Annotated in this window: 18 protein-coding genes; 9 read left to right on the forward strand and 9 right to left on the reverse strand. The window is 67.9% G+C overall.

Translation table 11 applies throughout. From position 1 onward, the window contains the following. Positions 1-67: 67 nt before the first annotated feature. A complete protein-coding gene (locus ABD974_RS11505; protein ID WP_345303456.1) occupies positions 68-277 on the reverse strand; it encodes a cold-shock protein in 210 nt (69 codons plus the stop codon). Positions 278-664: 387 nt separating this feature from the next. On the opposite strand from ABD974_RS11505, the gene ABD974_RS11510 reads away from it, so the two are divergent. From ABD974_RS11510 to ABD974_RS11525, 4 genes are all read left to right on the forward strand, one after another. After that, positions 665-982 (forward strand): DUF3817 domain-containing protein, encoded by a 318-nt coding sequence (locus tag ABD974_RS11510; protein ID WP_345303457.1) that lies wholly within the window; start codon positions 665-667, stop codon positions 980-982. Between the two features lie 171 nt (positions 983-1,153). Beyond that, entirely contained in the window at positions 1,154-1,306 is a 153-nt protein-coding gene (locus tag ABD974_RS11515) for a hypothetical protein (RefSeq protein ID WP_345303458.1), read from the forward strand. 91 nt (positions 1,307-1,397) lie between these two features. After that, positions 1,398-2,450, forward strand: a complete 1,053-nt coding sequence (locus tag ABD974_RS11520; protein ID WP_345303459.1) for an LpxL/LpxP family acyltransferase — start codon at positions 1,398-1,400, stop codon at positions 2,448-2,450. 77 nt (positions 2,451-2,527) lie between these two features. Then, positions 2,528-2,821 carry a GIY-YIG nuclease family protein gene (locus ABD974_RS11525; protein WP_345303460.1) on the forward strand — a complete coding sequence of 98 codons (294 nt, stop codon included), beginning with the start codon at positions 2,528-2,530 and terminating at the stop codon, positions 2,819-2,821. 121 nt (positions 2,822-2,942) lie between these two features. Here the strand turns inward: ABD974_RS11525 and ABD974_RS11530 are convergent, their stop codons facing one another. Together ABD974_RS11530 and ABD974_RS11535 are read right to left on the reverse strand one after the other, a co-directional pair. Further along, the gene (locus ABD974_RS11530; protein WP_345303461.1) at positions 2,943-3,311 is read right to left on the reverse strand and encodes a DUF6326 family protein; all 369 of its coding nucleotides are present in this window, start codon (positions 3,309-3,311) and stop codon (positions 2,943-2,945) included. Between the two features lie 115 nt (positions 3,312-3,426). Continuing rightward, positions 3,427-3,903, reverse strand: a complete 477-nt coding sequence (locus ABD974_RS11535) for a YHS domain-containing (seleno)protein (protein WP_345303462.1) — start codon at positions 3,901-3,903, stop codon at positions 3,427-3,429. Positions 3,904-4,136: 233 nt separating this feature from the next. Here ABD974_RS11535 and ABD974_RS11540 point away from each other — a divergent pair, with 233 nt between their 5' ends. Next, positions 4,137-5,231, forward strand: coding sequence for a DNA glycosylase AlkZ-like family protein (locus tag ABD974_RS11540; RefSeq protein WP_345303463.1), 1,095 nt, complete (start codon positions 4,137-4,139; stop codon positions 5,229-5,231). A gap of 53 nt (positions 5,232-5,284) precedes the next feature. Here ABD974_RS11540 and ABD974_RS11545 read toward each other — a convergent pair whose 3' ends face one another. Next, complete coding sequence (locus ABD974_RS11545) at positions 5,285-5,452, reverse strand: hypothetical protein (protein ID WP_345303464.1); 168 nt, start codon at positions 5,450-5,452, stop codon at positions 5,285-5,287. 28 nt (positions 5,453-5,480) lie between these two features. Further along, a complete protein-coding gene (locus ABD974_RS11550; protein WP_345303465.1) occupies positions 5,481-6,737 on the reverse strand; it encodes a sterol desaturase family protein in 1,257 nt (418 codons plus the stop codon). Positions 6,738-7,091: 354 nt separating this feature from the next. Between ABD974_RS11550 and ABD974_RS11555 the strand changes: the two genes are divergently transcribed. Then, positions 7,092-7,697 (forward strand): DUF1993 family protein, encoded by a 606-nt coding sequence (locus ABD974_RS11555; protein WP_345303466.1) that lies wholly within the window; start codon positions 7,092-7,094, stop codon positions 7,695-7,697. Here ABD974_RS11555 and ABD974_RS11560 read toward each other — a convergent pair. After that, positions 7,679-9,943: a DUF5916 domain-containing protein gene (locus tag ABD974_RS11560; protein ID WP_345303467.1), complete on the reverse strand. Its 2,265-nt coding sequence runs from the start codon at positions 9,941-9,943 to the stop codon at positions 7,679-7,681. The two genes, ABD974_RS11555 and ABD974_RS11560, sit on opposite strands and share 19 nt — an antisense overlap. A 321-nt stretch (positions 9,944-10,264) precedes the next feature. On the opposite strand from ABD974_RS11560, the gene ABD974_RS11565 reads away from it, so the two are divergent. After that, positions 10,265-10,810 (forward strand): hypothetical protein, encoded by a 546-nt coding sequence (locus ABD974_RS11565; protein ID WP_345303468.1) that lies wholly within the window; start codon positions 10,265-10,267, stop codon positions 10,808-10,810. A 167-nt stretch (positions 10,811-10,977) separates the two neighbouring features. Next, on the forward strand, positions 10,978-11,442 hold the full coding sequence (locus tag ABD974_RS11570) for a PepSY domain-containing protein (protein WP_345303469.1): 465 nt from the start codon (positions 10,978-10,980) through the stop codon (positions 11,440-11,442). 92 nt (positions 11,443-11,534) lie between these two features. On the opposite strand, the gene ABD974_RS11575 is transcribed toward ABD974_RS11570, so the two are convergent. The 3 genes from ABD974_RS11575 to ABD974_RS11585 all read right to left on the reverse strand — a co-directional run bounded on the left by ABD974_RS11575 (position 11,535) and on the right by ABD974_RS11585 (position 17,758). Beyond that, the gene (locus tag ABD974_RS11575) at positions 11,535-13,298 is read right to left on the reverse strand and encodes a hypothetical protein (RefSeq protein WP_345303470.1); all 1,764 of its coding nucleotides are present in this window, start codon (positions 13,296-13,298) and stop codon (positions 11,535-11,537) included. A gap of 25 nt (positions 13,299-13,323) precedes the next feature. Continuing rightward, positions 13,324-15,522 carry a hypothetical protein gene (locus ABD974_RS11580; protein ID WP_345303471.1) on the reverse strand — a complete coding sequence of 733 codons (2,199 nt, stop codon included), beginning with the start codon at positions 15,520-15,522 and terminating at the stop codon, positions 13,324-13,326. Positions 15,523-15,691: 169 nt separating this feature from the next. Beyond that, on the reverse strand, positions 15,692-17,758 hold the full coding sequence (locus ABD974_RS11585; RefSeq protein ID WP_345303472.1) for a tetratricopeptide repeat protein: 2,067 nt from the start codon (positions 17,756-17,758) through the stop codon (positions 15,692-15,694). Between the two features lie 169 nt (positions 17,759-17,927). On the opposite strand from ABD974_RS11585, the gene ABD974_RS11590 reads away from it, so the two are divergent. After that, positions 17,928-18,065, forward strand: coding sequence for a hypothetical protein (locus ABD974_RS11590; RefSeq protein ID WP_425562678.1), 138 nt, complete (start codon positions 17,928-17,930; stop codon positions 18,063-18,065). Positions 18,066-18,100: the final 35 nt, after the last annotated feature.

Genomic DNA, 18,100 nt, shown 5'->3' on the forward strand with positions numbered 1-18,100 from the left:
CCTTTTCGCTTCGACTCGTCGTCCCGGGTACGCGCTTTGGGCCTACCCGGGCGACGCGTCATGTGGTTCAGATCACCTGCACCTGCTCGGCCTGCATGCCTTTCTGGCCCTGGGTGACGATGAACTGGACGCGCTGGCCTTCCTGCAGACTCTTGAAGCCCGAGGACTGGATGGAGCGAAAGTGGACGAAGAGATCGGGGCCGCTCTCCGGGGTGATGAAGCCGAAGCCTTTGGCATCGTTGAACCACTTGACGGTGCCGGTTTGAGTCTGGGACATGGTGCGTACTCCTGCCAGCGAACAATGGGCTGGGGTCGTCGATTGTACGACAACGCGCAGAATGCATCCGTCGGGGGCCGGTGAGCGCAGATAACCCGACCGCAACGGCGCATCGATCGGCCGATGCCGTCTTTGAAACGCTTGCGCGCACGATTCGATGCCATCGCCCCTGCATCAACGATGGCGGGGTTCGCTGCGCTCACCACCCCCCTACGAGTTGCCGCACGCCAACCAATGGCGTCAGGTTCATTTCGAAAGAAGTGAGCCTGATCCCATGATCGCTGCAGGCTCGCCCGACCGAATCCGAGTGGCCGCCGATTAGACTATGCAGGCCAGCGGGCGTCGCCGCCGCCATCGCATCGCGGCATTCCCCACTGGAGTTCCTGCATGTCGTCTTCCCTGTCGCCCGCCGGGCGTCTGTTCGCCATCGCGGCCTTCGCCGAAGGCCTGACCTGGGCCGGTCTGCTGATCGGGATGTGGTTGAAATACGGCACGCAGACCACCGATGTCGGTGTGTGGCTGTTCGGTCGCCTGCACGGTGCGGCGTTCCTGTTCTACGTGATCGTGACGCTGTTGTCGGCCATGCGTCTGCGCTGGCCCTGGTGGGCATGGACGCTGGCCCTGCTGGCAGCCGTGCCGCCGCTGGTGACGGTGCCGCTGGAAATGTGGTTCCGGCGGATTGGTTTGCTCGCACACGGAACCTGACCATGGCGCAGGCCGAAGAGATCGACGTCGAACCCACGACGATGTTCCGTGAGTCAAACGTGTCTCCGTTGCGTGCCGATCGGCTTGACAATGCCGACCCCCGAAAGGAGGATCGGGGACCGGTCCGCAACGGGCCGGGCGACCATCCAGGCCAACCGTATGGAGACGATGATGAGCGATACCCGGAATACGAAGCAGGAGTTCTGCCTGAACGATCTCGATGCGCAGTTGCAGGCGCTGCTTCCGGACAAGGAAGCGTTCCTGCGCGCGTTCTATTACTGCTGCGAGTGCGTAGGCAATCCGGACTGCCCGAGCCAGAGTTGAGCCGGCGAGCGGTGCGACAACGGGTGTCCCGGGGCCGGATGAACCCCGGTCCCGGGACATCCCGATGCATGGATCGCGAAGCCACGCGCGCATGAACGTGTTCGCATTTTCGCCGCAGGCCGAAGCCGTCATCGCGCGGATCGATGCCGAACTGGCGACGCTCGATATCGACGCGAACGAAACGCACCCGCCGGAACGGGATCACGCGTTCGCCAACGCCTTCCACATCGCGGACGCCAACCTGCGGCATTTTCTTCCCGACCTGGACGGCGCCGATTGCCGTCGCCTGATCCGCGAAATCCTGTTTCACCAGCGCATGAGCGCGCTGGACCAGAACGATTTCGACCTGCTGCGCGTCACCGGCATCGACAGCCGCTGCGGCGACCTGCCATGGTCGAACGGCACGCCGCGCATCTTCTGCACCTATCACCTCGGTTCCTACAAGTTTCTGTTCCATGCGCTCGCCGCGCGCGGCGTCGACTGCATGCTGTTCGTCTCCGGACGCACGCTGATGAAACAGGGAGCGTCGTTCCTGCAGGCCGTGCAGCGTGCGCGGGAGACCCGCGGCTGGAGCGGAAGGCTCGAGATCGTGGATGCGGAGAACCGCAACAGCGTATTGGTCGGCATGCGGGCGCTGCGGCACGGCAAGGCGCTGGTGCTGTACGCCGATGGCAACGCCGGCACCGGCGAAGGCGACGAGCGCTTGCGCCCGGTGTCGTTCTTCGGCCGCACGCTCGCGGTGCGTTCCGGAATCGCCTATCTCTCGCATGCCGGAGGCGCGCCGGTGGTGCCGACGACCTGCCGACGTCGCGCCGATGGCAGCCTCGACCTGGTGTTCCACGAGGCGATCGCGCCCGATGGCCGCGAGCGCACGGCCTACATCGATGCGACCCTGCAGACGATCCACGACCGGCTCGCGTCGATCCTGCGCACTTCGCCGGGGCAATGGGAGGGCTGGCTGTACGCGCATCGCGCGCTCGCCGGCACGGCGTTCGACGGCGGCACGGGCGCGCCGCTCGCGATGGGCGAGGCGATGCAGCGCGCGCACGACCGGGAACGTTACGCACTGCTGCGCTTTCCCGGATTGCGGCTGTTGCTCGACAAGCGCGCCTTCACCTGCACGGTGATCGAAGCTGCCGGATGACGATGGCCATGCCGCCGCCGATGACGGCGCCGCCGGGAATCCGGAAACGATGAGCGGGAATCGATGAGCGGGAATCAATGAAAACGTGGGTCTACTTTCTGCTGTGCGAGAACGACACGCTGTACACGGGCACGGCGATCGATCCCCTGCGCAGGTTCAACGCACACTGCGCGGGTCGCGGTGCGCGGTTCACGAAAATGCGGAAGCCCATCCGGCTGCTCGGCGCATTCGTCTTCGAGAGCCGCGGCGAGGCGTTGTCGAACGAGTACCGGTTCAAGCGTCTGCCCGTCCCCGAAAAGCGCCGGCTCGCGGCGTTGGCGGCCGAGGACCCTGCCTGGCTCGCTTATCTCATGGAACACGAAACGGGATGAGCAGGAGAACCGGGAGCCGCGCCGACTGTTTGACGACGCGAACGATGCGCTCCCGGCTGATGGCCCCGCCAGGCGCACAACGCGGACCCCAATCAGGCGCAACCACCGATCACGGGATCGATCAGACGACCCACCGCCATGCGTACCAGATCACCAGCACGTTGAAGATGAAGCTGACGCCGATGAGGAAATTGTCGTAGGCGCCCTTGTAGGGCAGGCTGATGATGTTGAAGGGGATCACGATGCCGGCGACGATGATGTTCGTCCAGCGGGCGGCGGGATACGGCAGTATCAGACTCAGCACGATCATGAAGATCGGGACCAGCATGATCGCCGCGACGATCAGCCAGATTTTCTCGGTGCCCGGCGTTTTTTCGTTGAGCATGCCCGGCGTCACGTGGCCGGCCAGAATCCGCAGCACGTCGCCCCAGAGATAGGTCAGCATCGTCGCGACCCACAGCCCCGAAAGCACAATCCTTGTCTCCAGCATCGTTCGCCTCCTTCCCCGAAGCCCGCGAGTTTACACCAGCGCCGAACGGGGCCGGAGGCGTCGGGGGACGGCAAGGCGCTCGACGCCTGCGGTCGATACACCTTGCGGGGCAGCGTCATTTGCCGGTTTCGTATGCGGCATGTTCGAGCATGCGCCACTGTTCGTCCGCCCTGCGGATATGGCCGGGGCGGTCCTCGTTCCAGGTCTTCTGCACGGGCAGGCTGTAATTCAGATAGAGCCTGCCGTCGACGATCGCGAAGGCCTGGGGGTTGGTCGAGACCTTGTAGCCACGCGAGGTGCCGTAGGCGCAGAAGCCGCCGTAGCGCGGGGCGTAACGCTCGGGATCGGCCGCGAACAGAGCGCGATGGGCCTCGCTGGCGAAGCGCCAGGTGGCGCCGTTCCAGGTCAGGGTGATGTCGGCCCGGCCGGGAACGGGTTTTGCCTGGGTGTGGTAGGCGACCGGGTCGTAACCCCGGATGGCGCCGTCGGCGGTGACGAAGACCTCGTCGGCGGCGTTGGCCGACCGGAATCCGGCCACGACGGCGAGCGATGCCAGCGCGAGCAGCAGCGGCAGGGAAAAGCGGCGAAGCATGGGACACCTCCTGTTCCAACAATGGTCTCCACAGGAGGCGCGCAACGCGCGAAGCGTTGCGCGAGTTCCGGATCGCGATGCGCCCGGGGCGGCCCGGAATGAAGTTGGGGGATCGAAGACCGGCGCACCCGCTTTCGGGCGAACGGTGCGGCGGCCGCACCCGCCCGCCCTGCCTTTCCAGCCACGGCGCGATCGCACACACTGCGCGTTCGCGTCCACGGCTTGGATCACTCATGGCGATCACGCTCGATCATCTGCGCCGGCATGCGGTGGCGCGCACCCTGTTCAAGCCGAAGACGCTGGCGCGGGCGATCGATCGGCTCGGGTTCGTGCAGGCCGATCCGATCCGCGCGCCGGCGCGGGCGCAGGATCTGACCCTGCGCCACCGCGTCGCCGGTTATCGCGCCGGCGATCTGGAACGCCTGTATCCGAAGCTGCCGATCGAGGAAGACTATTTCGTCAATTACGGCTTTCTGCCGCGCGCGCATCACGCACTGATGCATCCGCGCACGCCGCGTGCGGTGTGGACGCCAGCGCAGTGGAATCAGGCGCATGCGGTGCTGGACTTCATCGCCGAGCGTGGCACCGCGCATCCGCGCGAAGTCGATGCGCACTTCTCGCACGGCAAGGTCACAAACTGGTTCGGCGGTTCGTCGAACGCGAGCACGCAGCTGCTCGATGCCATGCACTATCGCGGGATGTTGCGGGTGGCGTATCGCGAAGGCGGCACGCGGGTGTATGCGCCGCGCATCGCCGATGCCAAGCCGATCAGCACCGACACCGCCAACGCGCGCATGGATGCGCTGATCGACCTTATCGTGGGCAAATACGCGCCCCTGCCCGCGCCGAGTCTGGCGCAGCTCGTCCGGTTCCTTGGCGGCGGCGTGCCGCAGTGGGAGGCGCAGCGCGCGGCGGCGTTGACGCGTGCGAAGCAACGCCTCGGCCAGGCGCGCGTGGACGGCATCGACTGGTATTGGCCGAGCGGCGAGCACCCGGCCGCGGCGCGCTGGAAGCCCGACGACGCGGTGCGCCTGCTCACGCCGTTCGATCCGGTGGTCTGGGACCGCCGGCGCTTCGAGATCCTGTGGGGCTGGACCTACCGCTTCGAGGCCTACACGCCCGCGCCCAATCGCAAACTCGGCTACTACGCGCTGCCGCTGCTGTGGCGCGATCGCGTGATCGGCTGGGGCAACCTGAGCGTGCGCGATGGCGCGCTCGCGAGCGGTTTCGGGTACATCGACGAACGCGCGCCGCGCGATGCCGCGTTCCGCGCCGGACTGGACGCGGAGCTGGCGCGGATGCGGCATTTTCTCGCGCTGGAGGATTGAATCCTGCGCGCGACCCGACGGCGGCGCTCGCGTCCGCCGTCGGGCGGTCGCGATCAACCCGACGGCTGTTCGCCAATCCGTGGGGCGGAAGCGGGCGTGAGGCGGCGCCGCAGCCAGGCCTTCAGCCGAGCGAATACGGGGGACCTCGCCGGCGACACGGGAGCGGTGGACGCGATGGCGATGGCGAGCAGCGTGCGGTCGATCAGTGCGCGGTCGTACATGGGACGAGTCTCCTGTGGTCGATCGCGTTCAATGACTGAGGCCGATGCGATTCGGCGGCTCGTAGGACGTGTGCGCGAACAGGATCTTCGGCCAGGTCCGCAGCGGGTTCGCGCGCAGCTCAAGCACCATGCGCAGCGGCGGAAGCAGCAGGTAGCGCACCGGATTCACGCAGGTATCTGCATGCGGATCGAACAGGCCGGTGTCCGGAATGTGCGCGGTGGGCTCGACGTAGGTGCCGAACAACCGGTCCCACAGCGTCAACCGCGCGCCGAAGTTGCAGCCGGTGCCGTGCGGTCCTTCGCTCTCGCGGGCGTGATGCATGAAATGCACGCCGACGGTCACGAACAGCAGGCGCAGCGATCTGAGCGCCTTCGACTTCGACTCCAGCCGGTACATCGCCGGCGAATGCGAAGGGTCGGTCCAGGTGTCGATCAGCATCAACACCACCAGCGCGATACCGGCCGAGGCGATGTCGGTGGTGAACAGCTTCGACAGCAGCGGCAACAGCAGCAGCGAGAGCGCGCCGGACGCCTGCAGCAGCTTGAACGGTGGTTCGATCGCCGTGGTGAGCTGGGACAGGCTGCGGTTGCGATGATGATAGATATGGCCGAGATACCAGAAGAAACGGTTGCCGTGGCACAGTCGATGCGACCAGTAGAAGCAGAAGTCGCCGATCAGGGCCGCCAGCACCAGCGCCGGCGCGCCGTGCAGATCGATCAGGGTCGGCACGCGCGCGAGCAGGGCATCGTATGCCTGCATGGCCGCGTCGATGGGCAGGTGCAGCAGGGCCAGGCCGCCCAGCGCGATGAAGATCGCATTGACGATCGAGACGTTGATCATCGATTCCCAGTCGAACGGTTTGCCGGTGATGCGCTCGTACAGCGCCATGTCGAGCAGCCCGACCAGGATCACGAAACCGGCGCGCGCGACCGCCAGCCACAGCAGCAGGCGCGCCATCGAGCCGCCCACATCGGCCAGACCGAGATCGGCGACCATGTAGAACACGCGCACCGCGTCCGCGCCAGTCAACGCGCCGATGTCGGAAACGATGTCCTGCGGCCACAGCCACAGCGCGATGCCCGCGAGCGACGCCAGCGCCAGCCACATCCGCTGCGCGCCGCTGCGGGCGAAGCGGATGTCCGCGTGCCACACCCGCTGCAGCGCCACGCCGATGCGGTTCGCGGCGCGGTGCGCGAGCCGCGGCGCTTCCGGTGGAACGGGATCCGAACGCAAACCGCGGTTCGCGGTGTCGATGCCCGCGATCTCGATATCGAGCTCGTGCATGTCGATGACTCCTGTCGCTGATGCCCCGCGTTCTTCTGATGGCGCGAGTGCGGTGTTGCCTCCCGGACGCGACCATACATCGAAAATGTTGCGGCGCAACATCCGTCGCGCGAAATCGCGCATGAAAACGACGCCATCGACTTCGACACCGTGCGCATGCGTCGCGACATCGCGCGTCGAACGCGCCGATCGCGCAGATGCGCACGACGCGATGCGCACGGATGAAAACGAATACATCGGCAACGGTGGCACGATGTCGGAACACGCCGGCTATCCTGCGCGGGCAGTGGCGTCCGGAGGATCGCGGCGCGCACAGCGCATCGTTTCCATCGACCGCACACCTTCACCTTCCGCATGCGCGACATCGCCCTTCCGCCGCTCTACGCCGCGTCCGTGCCGGTCTTCCTGCACGCGCTGCAGCGGCTGCACGACTGGCTCGCACTGATGGAAGCGCACGCGACCCGCGCCGACATCGCGGTCGATGCGACGATGCGCGCGCGACCCGCGGCCGACATGTTTCCGTTCGGCGTGCAGGCGCAGATCGTGGTCAATTTCACCCTGCGCGCGGCCTTTCCGCTGGCCGGACAGGCGCGTCCCGACTACGGCGATTTTCCGGACGATCCCGACGGCCTGCGCGCACGGATCGCGCGCGCGGTCGCGCTGCTGCGCGCGCTGGATCCGCGGGCATTCGCCGGCGGCGAAGACCGGCGGGTGCGCGACCGCGCCGGCGACGCGGACGTGGATCTGCCGGGCGATGTCTTTCTCCGCGACTACGCGCTGCCCAATCTGTATTTCCATCTCACCGCCGCCTACATCGCCCTGCGCGGCGCCGGCGTGCCCCTGGGCAAGGCCGACTTCGACGGCCTGCACGCGTATCCGCCGATGCCGGGACGCGCCGCCGCAACGCAAGGCCCCAATCAGGGCGACATTCAGGGCGACATTCAGGGCAACCAGGCGTAGCTGATCTTCAGGAACAGATTGCGGCTGCGATCGGTCAGCCCATCGGTGCGTTCGTCGGAGAAGCCGCCATGCGCGTAGCCCGCGTAGAGGCCGGTGCGCGGATCGATCCGATACGAATAGATCAGCTGCGCACCGATCTCGCGCGTGCGCGATTGCACCGGGTCGACGTAGCGTGCGCGATCGCGGCGCACATCGATGCCCTGCATCGACAGCCGCAGGCGCTGGCGGGTGTCGAGCTGCCAGCTCAGGCGCAGATCCAGCACCTGGGCATCGAACGCCACGCCGCCATCGCGACGCAGGCGCTGATGCAGATGATTCAGACTCAGGTTCACACCGCGTCCGGCATCCAGCACCAGCGCGGGCTGCCATTCCTGCACCTGTCCGGTGCGCGCGGCGACCAGATCCAGCTGCTCGCCAGCGCGCAGCGTCAGCGCGAGCTTCAGGCCACTGCGCGCGGTGAGCGCGGCCGAAGCGACGCCCCAACGCTCGTCGAACAGGCGGCCATCCCAGGCGCGTGTGCGCGTGAGCGCCGACAGCGCATAGGTCGACTGCAGCGGCCCGGAGACGCTGATCCCGGCCTCGGCCTGACGTTCGAGCAGGCCGCCGTCCTCGCCGTGCGACATGCGCCAATCGCTGCTGAGCACGATCTTGTTGAACGCGGCGTCCGGCGCGCCGTACCAGCTCCGGCTTCCGCCCAGCGCGGTGCGGCGGAAGCCGACCTGTCCGATGAAGCCCAGATCCGCGGCGAAACCGCGGTCGATCCGGGTGTGATTGAGGCGCGCGGTCCAGCGGCTGTCGCTGTAGCGGTATTCCGCCACGCCGGCATCGCCGGCCATGCGCGCATCGCCGGCGCGCAGGCCTGCGGGATAGCGCGATTCGCTGCGCAGCCACTGCGCATCGACGGTGTGCACCCCACGCAGCCAGCGCAGGTCCGCGCCGACCAGCGCATTGCGGTAATCCTCGCCCTGCCGATACGTCCCGATCGCTCCGAAGCTGGCGCGCCCGGCGATGTCGTAGCGATAACGGCCGATCAGGGCGTCGTTGGGCGTATCGAGCACGCGCAGCTCCGAGCCGAGCACGCCCGGCAGCAGCAGCGTGGTTACCGCATCGCGCGCCACCACCGTGCTGTAGGCGTGGCGGCCGCTGCGCCCGGTGGCACGCAGACCGACATCGGGATCGGCGATCTGCCGGGTGTAGACCGCGTTCAACGGCATGTTGAAGTAGTCCGACCCTTCCAGAAAGAACGGTCGTTTTTCCGGAAAGAACAGCGCGAAGTTGGAGGTCGGATCCAGCCGCGCGCTGTCCGATTCCACCTGCGAGAAATCCGGATTGAGCGTGCCGCCGAGGGTGAGATTGGGGCTGGGCGTCCAGGCCACATCCAGCCCGGGCTCCACCTGCATGCCGTCGATCTCCCGCCACGCACCCGGCTCCCGCCGCTGCGCGTAGCCGACGGTCAGGGTCGGCACGATCTCCAGATTGCGGCCGCCGCGGATCCCGCGCGGCGCTTCGAGTTTGCCCATGGTGCAGAGGTTGCAGGCCGCGCCGCGCGGGCGCGGTGCATCGAAATAGACATAGAGGTAATCGCGCGGGCGAATCCGCATCAGCCGCATGCCCCAGCGACGCGGCACGTGTCCATCGGGAAAGCGCAGGGTCGAGAACGGAATCCGCATCTCGGTCTCGAAGCCGCGGTCGGTGATCCGACCGGCGCTGTTCCACAGGCCGTCCCACGACGCATCGCCGACATTCCGGGTTTCGTCGAACAGGCCGTCGGCCTGCACGCCGAATGGATTGACGAACATCTCGTAGGCGCGGCGCTGGTCGTCGAAGGTGTCGATCTGGATGCCGACGAAATCGTCCTCGTACAGCGCGTCGCGGTCGCGCAGGAAGGCGCGGATCGCTGCGGGATCCGGGTCCTCCGCGCGAAAGGCGAGATACAGCGCGTCGACGGTGTGGAACATCAGCGCGGTGGTGCGCACGCCGGCCGCGGTGTTGTCGCCCGGGTTGTTCTCGTACGCCAGCTCGACCCGCGTGGCCGAGGCCCAGACGGCCTCGTCGAGACGGCCGTCCACGATCACGTCAGCAGCGCGCGCCGCCGCGGCATCGCCGCCGAGATCGGCGATCTCCAATGCCGGCCCCGCCTGCGCCACGGTCGCGGCGCAGGCCAGCCACACGCAGGCGAACCATGTCAGCAGCGACGAGGCGCGGACCGGCGATGCGAACAACAGACGCGCGCAGCATCTGCGCACGCGCGTGATGGGTGGTCGCATCGTCGATGCGGTGTGCGGGTGTGTGCCGGTCGGCACACCGGCAGTCAGGAGATCCGTGTCCATGCAGGCAGCCTAGCCGCTCGGCGCTACGCCGTGTCGTCGACGAAATCGTATTCGCAACGATGCGCACCCGATCGCAGGCATGCGTTCGACCGTCGGTCGGCGCGATGGCGGGTCTGGACACGCCGCTGCGACGGAAGGAAGCGGGAAGGGCGCATCGCATGGGCGCCCTCCCCGCGTCGCCGCGTGCGAAGGGCGACGCATGCCTTCAATTCCCTTCCGATCGAGAGGATTTCCGTCATGAACACACCCCGTTTCGCCGCCGCCGGCCTGCTGCTGGCGCTGGGCGCACTGCTGCCGCCGCTCGCGACCGCCGACGATGTCGCCGTCCAGACCAACACCGGCGGCATCCCGGTGCCCGTCGGCCCGGCCGATGTCGAGTTCATCGCCAAGACCATCGCCACCACCGGTCCGCGCACGCTGCTGATCCACTATGCCGCCGAATGCCAGGTGGTGCGCGGGCACGTCGAGTACGACATCGTGGTGAGCCGCGACTTCCTCACCCTCACCGCGCGCCAGGCCGCGCCGACCAACGACACGCTGAGCGCGCTGTGCTCCAACGATGGCGCATCGGCCGAAAGCAACCTGCGCGCCGCGAGCGTGGGCACGGTGGTCGCCTGCACGGTGGACGCCGCGGCGAATTACACCGTGCGCGTCCGCGGCCATGTCGAAGGCCCCGGGCTGGTGGGCGCCGGCATGGTCGACGATCAATCGCTGGTGATCGAAGAGCGCGCGTTCTCGTCGGGCATTCCGGCCTGCGTCACCGCATTGATCGAACCGCAGTAGATATCACGCGTCCGGCGTGCGTCGAACGCGCGCCGGACGCTGGATTCTGCACGATCCACACCGCATTCCGCACACGATGAAACGCAACTGAGCGCCCATGCGCGATTTCACTTTCCGTTGATGTTGCGATGCCGATACTCGGCGCTCCCCCACCGCAGGAGACGCCCATGCGTCGCACGATCCACAACACGACCGCACATGCCACTGTCCGCCGCGCGCTGTTGCGCACCGGCATGTTCGCTGCGCTGGCGTTCGCAGGCGCCGCCGCCGCGCAGGACGCCCTCACCGAGGCGCAGGTGAAGGCGATGCTCGAAGCGCAGGGCTACACGCGCATCAACGACGTGAAATTCAAGGACGGCACGTGGAAGGCCGACGCGCGCAGCGCCGACGGCAACCGCGTCGACCTGCGCGTCGATGCCGCCACCGGCAAGGTCTATCCGGACACCCAGGTCGCGAACCTGAGCAAGGCCGACGTGGAGGCGAAACTCGCCGCGGCCGGCTATGTCGACGTGCACGATCTGGATTTCCGCGACGGCGTGTGGACCGCGGAAGCCGAGAACGACAGCGGCAAGGACTTCGAACTGCGCATCGATGCCGCGACCGGCCACATCATCGGCAAACGCAGGGATTGATATCGCGCGAAAGCGCGGCTTTCCCGCCCTCATCCGCCCTTGGGGCGGATGAGGGATGGTGTTGATGGACGATCCCCGGAAACGGTCGACGCTCAGGGCAGATACGTCACCGACGGATCGAAGCGGGTGTTGTCGCAGTAATTGTTGGCGCCGGGCGCGACGATGAAGAACAGGCCGTCGCCGGCGGCGACAGGGCGCGTGGTGTTGATGCTTTTGCCGACCGTATCCGCCGCACCGATCTGCGCGTTGAAGAGCGAAAGCCCGTTGTGCATCACCGCGACCGCGACGCCATCGCCGCATTTCGGTGTGCCATCGGGGAACAGATCCGGGTTGGCGGAACGCGCGGTGCCTTCGATGCGCACGGTGCCGGCGCGCGGCGCGATCCATTTCAGCACCGGCATTTCGCTGATGCCGGGATGCATCGCGTCGCTGTAGATGTGGTTGTAGGCCTGGGTGCCTGCCCAGTAGGACGACTGCGGGAGCATGTCGAACAGACCGCTGCCGTCGCCGCGCTGATAGACCCAGTGCGGCCCCTGCGACAGCGTGAAGTCGACGGATTGCCGGAAGGTGTCGACGGACGCGCCGAGATTCACCTGCCAGCGATACAGCGCGAAATTGCGCACGCCCGCACCGCCGCCGTACTGCGCCTCAATGATCGGATCCTTCATGCAATACAGGTAGAAACGCTGGCCGACCACGGCATTCCCCTGCCCCGCGCTGTCGGCGATGCTGCAGTACTGATAGCCGCCGGTGTGGCGCAGGGTGGCGCCGGTTTCGTCGGCGACGACGAAGGCGGGCGACGGCGACCAGGTCACGGCGTCGGTGGATTCGTAGATCTTCACCGACGAGTTGATCCATTGGCCGGTGTTGCCGGGATCCCAGGACAGGAAGGTCAGCGGCAGATAGTACTTGCCGGTGTGGGTGCTGTAGGCCGCCTGGGTATGGGTGATGCCCCAGAGGCCGTTGCCGCCGGCGTTGCCGCCGAGGCCGAGGCTGTCGAACGATCCGCCCCCCGGCGTCGAGAAGCCGTCGCCGCCGGGCGCGGAAAACTTGCGCCACAGATTGACGCCGACGCTGTCGGCACGCGCCGCGGCGACGACGCTGTCGATCGATGCGCGCGCGGTCGCGATCAGCTCGCCGGTCTTCTGGCCATTGCCGTCGATCAGCGCGTCGGTGTAATAGACGTACAGATACCCGTCCCTGACCACGTACGGCGTGCCCTGCACGTTGTGCTTCGCGGGGTCGCCATGGGCGATGAGGATGCGGCCCAGATAGGTCCAGCTCTGGCCGGCGTCGGTCGAACGCGCCAGCCCGATACGGGTCTTGCCTTCGGGATTCTCGGGCGTACCGCCGGTCCAGCCCGCGCGCTCCTCGTGCACGAAGGCGAGCAGTTCGTCGCCGTTGCCGGTCGGGACCTGATACACGCTGGTGATCCAGAGACTGACCACATCGCTCGGCAGCACGCGCGTGAACAGATGGCCTGCGTGGGTGCCGGCGGCGCAGAACATGCCGTCGGTCTTGTAGCAGGTCGGGCGCGTCCACAGCGTGGTCGCGTACGGCGCGTCGAGACCGCCCTGATGCAGCGAATGGCTGATGCCGCCGGGCGGCGTGTCGCGGATCCACTGCGAGGTGATCCAGTAGCGATCGCCATTGGCGCGCACGAAGGTGGCGACGGGCGCATCCATCTGGGTGCCGGCGAGGCCGGTGCCGGCGGTCATCTGCGCGCGATCGGCCACGATCACCGGCGACGAGATCTTCGCGGTGGTGGCGATCTGCGCCTGCGCCGCGCTGCCGCACATCAGCGCGGACAGCGCGAGCAGGCACGTCAGGGGCTTGTCGCGTCGAATACGTTTCATTGCAGAAGCTCCCGAGGGATGCGATTCATTTTCCGGCGGCGGCATCGAACGCCGCCAGCGCCTTGCGCGCGTCCGCATCGCCCTTCGCGGCCTGCGCCGCGAGGCGTTCGCGCGGCGTCATCGTGCCGCCGCAGCGTCGCGTGGTATCGGCCTTCTTCTGCAGCAGCAGGGTCAGGGTGCGGGCATCGTTGCGCGCGGCCGCGCCGCAGAGCGCGGTGTCTCCCCACAGCCCGCTCAGCGGCTGATCGATGTCCCTCGCATGGCGCAGCGCGACCGCCACCGCGTCCGGCCTGCGTTCGCTCACCGCGCAGCCGAGCAGCGCGTCGGCGATGTACGCCTCGCTGCCGGGATTGGGATTGGCGCGGATGACCGTCTCGATGATCGCGGCATCGCGCGCACCGCAGAGCGCCTGACCGGTGACCTGCGTGTCGCGCGAGATTTCGTGCACGCGCTTCGCTTCCGCGGCCCTGGCCGCAGGCGCAGCTTCGATCGCCCGCTGCACCTGCACGCGGGTCATCGCGACCTTGCGGCGCGGCGGCTGCCACGTCTCCGGCACGGACGCGATGACCGCCTCCGCATCGGCGGCGGTGCCGGCGCCGTCGAGCAGCGCATCGGCGTAATCGAAACGCAGCGGCCACAGGTCGGGGAACGCCTGCAGCGTCTTCGCCGCGATGGCGGGATACTCGCCGCCGCGGCCCTGCGCGCGCATGGCATTGCCCAGATGCCGGGCGGCGAGATCGCGCACCGACGGCGCCGCCTCCGCGACCGCCAGCGATTCGCGATACAGGCGCTCGGCCTTCGCGACATCGCCGCCGACATAGGCCAGATCGCCTTCGAACAGCGCCAGCGTCGCCGGATCGGCCTGCAACCGCCGCGCTTCGCGCAGCATGTGCGCGGCGACGGTGTCGTTGCGCTGCAGGAACTTCGAACGACCGAGATACAGATGCGCATCGGCGTTCGCGGGTGCGAGCAGGATGGCCTTGGCCAGATCGCGGTCGATCTGCTCGTAACCGCTGGCCATGTTCGGGCCGCCGGGCGCGACGCGATCGCGAATCTGCCCGCGATCGTGCGGTGCCGCCATCGCCAGGTGCGGACGCAGGGCCATTTCGATCCGCGACTTCAGCACGAGCACGTCGGGATTCTTCGGTTCCAGCCGTTCGGCGTTCTGCAGCAGCGTGCGCGCATCGTAGAGCCCCTGCGGATACTCCTGCGCCGGCATCGCCTCGGCTTCGAGCAGGCGACGCGCCTCGGCGAGTTTGTCGCCGGAAGTGCCGGCGCCGAGCGCCGCGGCCTGCGGCGCGATCTGCGCGTTCGCGGCCGTCTGCAGACGCGCCAGCCAGTCGCGCATGCCGGCGCCGTAGGTCGCCTGTCGCGCGCGATAGAACGCGCGTCCCGGCCCGGATTCGGCGAAGGCGAGGAAGCGCTGCAGTGCGACGGCGTCGACGCCGTCGAGCTGCATCGCGAACCAGTCTTCGGCGGCGCGCTGCCGCGGATCGGGCGGTGGCGGTGTCGCCTGTCCGTCGGGTCCGCGTCGGCTCGGCGTGCGCTTCTGCGGCGGAACTTCGCCCGGCGGCGCAACGGTTGCGGGCATGCCGGACGCAGGTTTGCCGGGCGCTGGTTTGCCGGACGCAGATTTGCCAAGCGCGGTCTCGATGATCGCGTTCGACGCGCGCGACGTGGATTCGGCCGCAGTGGACATGTCGACGAATCCGGTCGCGCGCATCACCCGTCGCAGCAGCGCGACGCGCTGGGCATCCGGCGGCGCACCGGTCGGTCCCCGCAGATTCGGCGGGCCGAAGATGCGGCCATGGATCCCGCGCATGTCGGCATCCGCGACCCAGGCCTCCCAGGCATCGAGCGTGGCGCGACCTCGGCCTTCATGCGCGAACGCGCAGGTGAGCCGCCTCTGGATTTCCGCATCGGCGAACAGCGGATCCAGCGCCGGCCCGAACCGCTCCGGCGCGGCGACATCGAACTTCGAGAGCGTGCGCTCCAGGTCCAGCCGCAGCAGGCGGAAATGCTGGCGGCCGGCCTCGAGATCGCCGCTGCGCGTCAGCAGCGGGACGAGCCGCGGATCCACGGACGCGTCGCCGGCGCGCGCATCCTCGCAGGTCGGCGGCATCTTCGCGGCGGCGCGAAGACCCGACGCCGATTGCGCACCGCCGTCCTCGGCGCAGGCGGCGAGCGCCACCATGCAGAGCAGACCCACGAATCCTCGGCGCATCGTCGTTCTCCGGTTCGGACTGGATCAGTCCGGATCAACGGCATGCCCGGGCGGCATGCTCAACGGCAGGGGATCGCATCGGATCCCGTCGTCTGGACCGACGCCCGCATGGCGTCGATCCGATTGCTCGATCCGCCTGCTCGATCCGCGTGCGAAGCGGGCGCGGAATTCACTGCTTGCGATAGAACCGGCTCATGATGCCCTGCATCTGCGGGATGGCGCGATCGCCGCCGTAGGCCATGCGCGACAGGCGCTCGGCGACCGGATTGCCGTCGTTGCATTTCACCACCGGATTCACCTGCAGCTTCGCCAGCGCGCTGAACGCCTTCACGTCCTTCAGCGCCGCGGCGTAGCACATCGGCGTGTCGCCCATCAGATCCTGCTGCGGCTGGCTCAGTACCGTGGACTGCGCGCTGGGGGTGACGACGCGGATGATGTCCGCGCGCCGCCAGCGCAGGGCGCAGACGACCATGGCGCTGGCCACCGCCGGCACGTTCTTGCTGGCATCGCGTACGAACACCGCGATCTTCGCGTCCACACCGGAACGGCACACCGCTTCGGCGAGAGTCCGCGGATCGGGGTTGAGCGAAATCGCGCGACGCATCGCGGCCATGCCTTCGCCGATCGGTTCGCCGGTCTTCTTTTCCACCCGTTCGGACGCCTTGCGCACCAGCGCGGCGGACAGCACGCCGTACTTGCGCGCGGGCTGCCAGGCGTCGGGCACCGGCTCGGCCACCGCGATGATCTTGTCGGCCTTGATGTTCGTCGACATCAGATAGTCGGCGTAGTCGAGGCGGATGTTCCAGGCATCGGGATATTTGGCGAGATAGGCGTCGGCGTGGCGCGGGTAATCGGCGATGCGGTTGCCCTTGCGCAGCGCGATCTGCAGATGCGCCATGGTGATGTAGTGCTGGTACGGCTGGCTTTCGGGCTTGGCCAGCACGGCCAGGTAATACCGCGCGGCCTTGCTGTAGTCGGGCGCCTCGAAGAAGAGGTCGCCGAGATTCAGATCGAGGCTGGGATGCATCGGATCGATTTCGCCGGCGCGCTGGTAGGCCTGCATCGCCTCGTCGTCGCGGCCCTGCAGATAACGCAGGCGACCCAGCCACATGTGCGCGTTGGGGTCGATCGGCGCGAGTTCCAGGGCCTTGGCGATGTGCTTGTCGGCCTGCTCGTAGTTCGGCGATTCGATCACCACCCGCAGCTGGTCCGGGCCCAGCGGCATCGTCGTGCTCTTGATCGCGGCTTCGGCGAGCAACAGGTGGATTTCGGGATTGCGCGGGTCCACCCGCTCCACCTGCAGCAACCGGTGGGTGGCATCCACCGCCGCCGCGGGCGTGGCGATGTTGCGCAGCAGATTGCGGGCCTCGGCGATCACCGCGTCCTTGCCCGGATTGCCGGCCGGCAGGTCGCCGGGCGCGCTGGCTTCGCGCAGTTGCTCGTAGAGCTTGGCGTACCAGTCGCCGTTGCGGAAATCGTAGGCTGCGGTCAGCGCGACGTAGTAGTCGGCGCCGAACGGACTTTCGACGAAATTGAGGAACGCGGCCAGATCGTCTTCGGAAATCTTGATCAATGCGGGCGTGAGCCAGCGTTCGACGACTTCCTCGATCGACACCACGCGCTTGGCGGCGGGCGCGCCGACCTGCGACACCGGCGCGTCGAGCGCGGCGATCAGGTTCGCGGCTTCGCCGGAAGCGACCACGTCCATGTTGGCCTGGATCTGCTGCAGGGCCATCGCGGTGCCGATGTCGCGCAGCAGCGTCTTGCGCCGCGGGGTCATTTCCGCGTTGTCCTCTTCCGAGGGCGCCGGCTTGCGGTTCCAGATCGATTGATTGATCGCGCGCATCTCCGGCGAGCGCGACCACTCGTCCAGCGCGGCGAGACCGCCACCGCCGCCGGCGAGCGGGGCGAACCCGCAGGCGGCGCGTGCGCGGAGGGCGTCGTCGGCGAAATATTTGTCGAGCACCGGCTTCAGGCGCTGCGCGAGCGCGGGATCGCGCTTGGCGATGGCGGCTTCGATCGCCTTGCGATGCGCATGGAACTGTTGCACCACCACGGGCAGATCGCCGGCGCGATCCTGCGCCGAAACGAAACGGGCAAACGCCTTGGCGGCATCCTCCCCGACGGCCTCGCACTTGGGGGTCGGATACTTGGGCCGTTTGGCCTCATAGTCGTCCTTGCCGCAGCCGACGACCAGCACCGCGGCGATCCCCAGGCACACAATCGCTGAACGCATCTCTCCCACTCCGTTCCGTTCGGAAGCGATCAGGATAAGGCCAAACGCGTGGGGATTCGCCACCGCAACCCCGAAGGGCCGCGCAATCGACGTCCGGTCCGGGCACGCTTGACACGTCTTTCTCGCATCGATCCGCCGCGATGGCCTGGTCGAGCGGGACCGCCAGCATGTGCGTCTGTCCGCGGACCCGGACACCGCGGAGAACGTCAGCTCGCGCCACGGCAAGCCGGTCGTGCTCGTCGTGCGCGCGGACGCGCTGGCGACCGCGGGACAGGCCGCGCAACGCGACCAACCAAAAAGCGCATGACACACGCTCCAGGCATGGCCCCGACCGGCGTCGGG

Source organism: Lysobacter hankyongensis (assembly GCF_039543145.1).
Classification (GTDB): Bacteria; Pseudomonadota; Gammaproteobacteria; order Xanthomonadales; family Xanthomonadaceae; genus Lysobacter_I; species Lysobacter_I hankyongensis.

Coding starts and splice junctions, on each gene's coding strand:
- ABD974_RS11515 (WP_345303458.1), top strand. CDS start 1,154: ATGAGCGATACCCGGAATACGAAGCAGGAGTTCTGCCTGAACGATCTC.
- ABD974_RS11570 (WP_345303469.1), top strand. CDS start 10,978: ATGCGTCGCACGATCCACAACACGACCGCACATGCCACTGTCCGCCGC.
- ABD974_RS11520 (WP_345303459.1), top strand. CDS start 1,398: ATGAACGTGTTCGCATTTTCGCCGCAGGCCGAAGCCGTCATCGCGCGG.
- ABD974_RS11565 (WP_345303468.1), top strand. CDS start 10,265: ATGAACACACCCCGTTTCGCCGCCGCCGGCCTGCTGCTGGCGCTGGGC.
- ABD974_RS11505 (WP_345303456.1), bottom strand. CDS start 277: ATGTCCCAGACTCAAACCGGCACCGTCAAGTGGTTCAACGATGCCAAA.
- ABD974_RS11580 (WP_345303471.1), bottom strand. CDS start 15,522: ATGCGCCGAGGATTCGTGGGTCTGCTCTGCATGGTGGCGCTCGCCGCC.
- ABD974_RS11585 (WP_345303472.1), bottom strand. CDS start 17,758: ATGCGTTCAGCGATTGTGTGCCTGGGGATCGCCGCGGTGCTGGTCGTC.
- ABD974_RS11550 (WP_345303465.1), bottom strand. CDS start 6,737: ATGCACGAGCTCGATATCGAGATCGCGGGCATCGACACCGCGAACCGC.
- ABD974_RS11525 (WP_345303460.1), top strand. CDS start 2,528: ATGAAAACGTGGGTCTACTTTCTGCTGTGCGAGAACGACACGCTGTAC.
- ABD974_RS11510 (WP_345303457.1), top strand. CDS start 665: ATGTCGTCTTCCCTGTCGCCCGCCGGGCGTCTGTTCGCCATCGCGGCC.
- ABD974_RS11545 (WP_345303464.1), bottom strand. CDS start 5,452: ATGTACGACCGCGCACTGATCGACCGCACGCTGCTCGCCATCGCCATC.
- ABD974_RS11575 (WP_345303470.1), bottom strand. CDS start 13,298: ATGAAACGTATTCGACGCGACAAGCCCCTGACGTGCCTGCTCGCGCTG.
- ABD974_RS11535 (WP_345303462.1), bottom strand. CDS start 3,903: ATGCTTCGCCGCTTTTCCCTGCCGCTGCTGCTCGCGCTGGCATCGCTC.
- ABD974_RS11555 (WP_345303466.1), top strand. CDS start 7,092: ATGCGCGACATCGCCCTTCCGCCGCTCTACGCCGCGTCCGTGCCGGTC.
- ABD974_RS11530 (WP_345303461.1), bottom strand. CDS start 3,311: ATGCTGGAGACAAGGATTGTGCTTTCGGGGCTGTGGGTCGCGACGATG.
- ABD974_RS11540 (WP_345303463.1), top strand. CDS start 4,137: ATGGCGATCACGCTCGATCATCTGCGCCGGCATGCGGTGGCGCGCACC.